The following is a 3183-nucleotide window of genomic DNA, read 5'->3' as shown; positions in this document are numbered from 1 at the left end:
GGCTTTGGTCTGGTAGCTCCGAAAAATCCTGGTAGCGTGGCCAGAACCCTTTCGGCCCGTTATCATAAAGACGGTTCGGAAATCCTGATTGACCGCGGCTGGGATATGCAGCGGGGAGAAGAAGATTTTGATGATCCTGATAACCAGAAGAACCGTCCGCGTCGTCTGACACCACGGGAATGTGCCAGACTGATGGGCTTCCAAAAACTGGATGGAGACGACTTCTTCCGTATTCCAGTTTCGGATACACAGGCCTACAAGCAGTTCGGTAACTCGGTTGTCGTACCCGTCTTCACTGCCGTTGCAAGGTTGCTGGAACCTTACATTCTACGGGCAGCAAAAATTCAGGAGCATAAAAAAGACAAGATTTCTGCGTAAAAGCTATAAAAATCACTCAAATAGAGGTACGATCCGGTCAGAAGAACAATGACCGGATCGTATATGGCGACTATCAGGCAGATGTCACAGACAATGCAGGCCCTAGGGGCAACCCGGATCCTGCTCAAACCGCTTTCCAATAATGACAATTCCAAACAGCAAATCTATTTTGGGGGAAATTTTGAAGTTCTTCAGGATTTTCCACTGGGAGAGATCCGCGCAGATGGAGAATCCAGCAAGGGTCCGATATTCAAGGCACCTCTCAAACTGTTCTGGATCACACCGGAAGGTGAAACTGAAGAAGCCACAGGTTCCCAAATTATTCTCTATCCCAAATATCCGGAAATAAGACTTTCCGGATTCCTCCGTGGCTGCTCGCTTGCCCCAAGCAAGATCATGAAACCACCGACACCAGAAGAACGTGCACTATATGCCAGCCAGAAAAGAGGCATGATCCTAGGATTGGCTGAAGACAAAGTCTTTGCCTATACAGGATCATGGGATGAGAAAATTTCAGGGGAAATTCAGGAATATGCCGAACAGAACCAAGACAGACAGGTCCTGTCAGTTTTTTATGAATACTACTCTAGCCTTACAGACAGTCAGGAGCTTCTGATTGGAAAACTCAAAGATATCTATTTAAAGGGACCAATAAGATCCAGAAGATTGGACAAAGACGGTACTGTTATCTTCTACGAGGCACCTAATGGCGCTGGTTTTACCCTCGAGTGCGAATTCGGCATCATTCCAAACGGAAAGGCCAGTCCTGATTTCTTGGACTGGGAGCTAAAAACAAGATCAAAAAGTAGTACTACCCTAATGACTCCTGAACCTGATATCGGACTCTATCGTGACAGCTATGCAAATTTCATGAATACCCATGCAAACCGCAGGCAACCGCAGCAGCTTTACTTTACTGCCAAACACCAGACTGGAATCCGAAATCCGGAAACATGTCTGACTCTTTTCATTGAAGGATATGATTTGGAGAAAAAGAAAATTACCCTGAGCGAGGGTGGCTATTTTCTGAAAAATGACAATGGAGAAGTTGCAGCTGGATGGACCTTTAGCAAACTGCTCAATCACTGGAAGAATAAACATACCAAAACCTGCTATGTTTCCTACACTAACCTCAAACTTGAAGGCTCTACCTATTACCAGTTTGGCCCAAAGGTGTCGCTGGCTAAAGGAGCAAGTATTGAGAAATTCCTGGATGCCCTGGCGACAGGAATAGTGGTTCATGATCCTGGATGCAAATATGCCCTAGATGTGAATACAGGCAAATGGAAACAGAAAAAACGCAACCAGTTCAGGGTGTCAGCAGTCAATTCAGCTTGTCTATATGATGAATACAAGGAGCTTGACCTGTCATCAGATAAATAAGTATGGCTGTATTACTTGAAAAATCATCTGTCTCTTGGAGTGTCACGTATTTCAAGAAACTGTCTGTCACCTGCAAGCCAGTCAGCAATTGTACTGACTACTTTTTCCGGATCTTTTTTGGCTCCCCGAATACTGCATTCCCAGACAATGCAGACTCGCCAATTACTAGCGCGCAGGATATCTACAGCTCTGGAATCATTCGCCTGATTACGGCAGATTTTTTCCTGCCAGAATTCCGTCCGCGTTGCCGGTAACCTGAAAAGATGACAATTCTGATGACCATGCCAGAAACAGCCGTGTATAAAAATCACTGACCTGTATTTTGGCAAAACAATATCAGGTTTTCCCGGAAGATCTTTTACATGAAAACGATACCGAAATCCTTTTTTATGAAGCAAATGTCTGACTAATAATTCAGGCTTTGTATTGCTACCTTTGATTCCAGCCATCATACGGCTGCGTGTAGATGGATCAACAATGTCTACCATCTATCTCTCCTAAGCTATATTCGAAACTTAACAGAATAAAACTTCAACAATATTATTTATATTGCACATTTTTCATTTAATTATAAGTACTCGTGTCTAGCTAATATTTAACATAAAAACTCTTATACGCAACCCAGGTTAATCCTGGGCTTTCTGTTCAATCTCATCATTGGTCGAGAATGTGTCTGGATTCGTGAGATTGATGTTTTCCTGGCATTGATCGCATACCAACAGTCCTGCAAAAAGCTGTACATTTTTTCTTGATTGGCAAAGAGTACAAGCCTTCGGAAACATTATTGTATTTGCTGTAGTAGTGATATGAGTGCTCATCACAATTCCTCGAATAAGATTTCTTACTATCTTCTCTTAAACTTCAACGCTTGAGTATTGAAGAAGGTCCATTTTTGGAACTTTTGTAGAAAATAGGTATAGAACTCACTGATATTGAATACTCTCAATTTTTTAACTACTTTTAACGCCTGAAATAAGAATTCAATTTAGGTTCTAAAACCTTACTTAAAATCTATCAACTGAGTGATTTTTACAGGTTTAAATTCCTAAAAAATATGTCATGTATGATTTGTTAAATTGACCGAATTGACAGTTTTATTGCTTATCGAAAAGTGCGCAGATTATTTTAATTAATTTTCAATAACTTATGCTGATTTTATAGCTTTTACTGCGCAAACTCAGTTTTCATGAACTGCGCAGGGTATTTATTTATATATATTAATAGCTTACGCTCTTTTTTCCCATTTTTCGAGCGCAGATGCCTGCGCACCCTATTTTTATTTAAATAACAGTTACTTACGTAATTCTTATTAGATTTTTGAGCACAGAGAAGAGCGCAGCAAATTAATAAACAAAATCAATTACTTATTTTAAAAAACTGGCTTTTTGCTGCGCAGCTTTCTACTACATAAGATAATTCCCC

The 3183-nt window shown here is 41.0% G+C and carries 4 protein-coding genes; 2 read left to right on the top strand and 2 right to left on the bottom strand.

Annotation, left to right across the window (positions count from 1 at the left end):
• Together FTV41_RS14075 and FTV41_RS14070 are read left to right on the top strand one after the other, a co-directional pair.
• The coding region (locus FTV41_RS14075) for a DNA cytosine methyltransferase (protein ID WP_179996714.1) at nucleotides 1-378 on the top strand (378 nt) is incomplete at its 5' end.
• Nucleotides 379-459: 81 nt separating this feature from the next.
• Nucleotides 460-1761: an MvaI/BcnI restriction endonuclease family protein gene (locus tag FTV41_RS14070; RefSeq protein ID WP_257221982.1), complete on the top strand. Its 1302-nt coding sequence runs from the start codon at nucleotides 460-462 to the stop codon at nucleotides 1759-1761.
• A 23-nt stretch (nucleotides 1762-1784) separates the two neighbouring features.
• Here FTV41_RS14070 and FTV41_RS14065 read toward each other — a convergent pair whose 3' ends face one another.
• Both FTV41_RS14065 and FTV41_RS15295 read right to left on the bottom strand, forming a co-directional pair.
• Nucleotides 1785-2249 (bottom strand): very short patch repair endonuclease, encoded by a 465-nt coding sequence (locus FTV41_RS14065; RefSeq protein ID WP_163146739.1) that lies wholly within the window; start codon nucleotides 2247-2249, stop codon nucleotides 1785-1787.
• Between the two features lie 138 nt (nucleotides 2250-2387).
• A complete protein-coding gene (locus FTV41_RS15295) occupies nucleotides 2388-2579 on the bottom strand; it encodes a hypothetical protein (RefSeq protein WP_034705540.1) in 192 nt (63 codons plus the stop codon).
• Between the last annotated feature and the right edge of the window lie 604 nt (nucleotides 2580-3183).

This window comes from Acinetobacter sp. YH16051, assembly GCF_013417135.1.
GTDB classification, from domain to species: domain Bacteria; phylum Pseudomonadota; class Gammaproteobacteria; order Pseudomonadales; family Moraxellaceae; genus Acinetobacter; species Acinetobacter towneri.
This window is presented reverse-complemented; position numbering and strand designations above follow the sequence as displayed.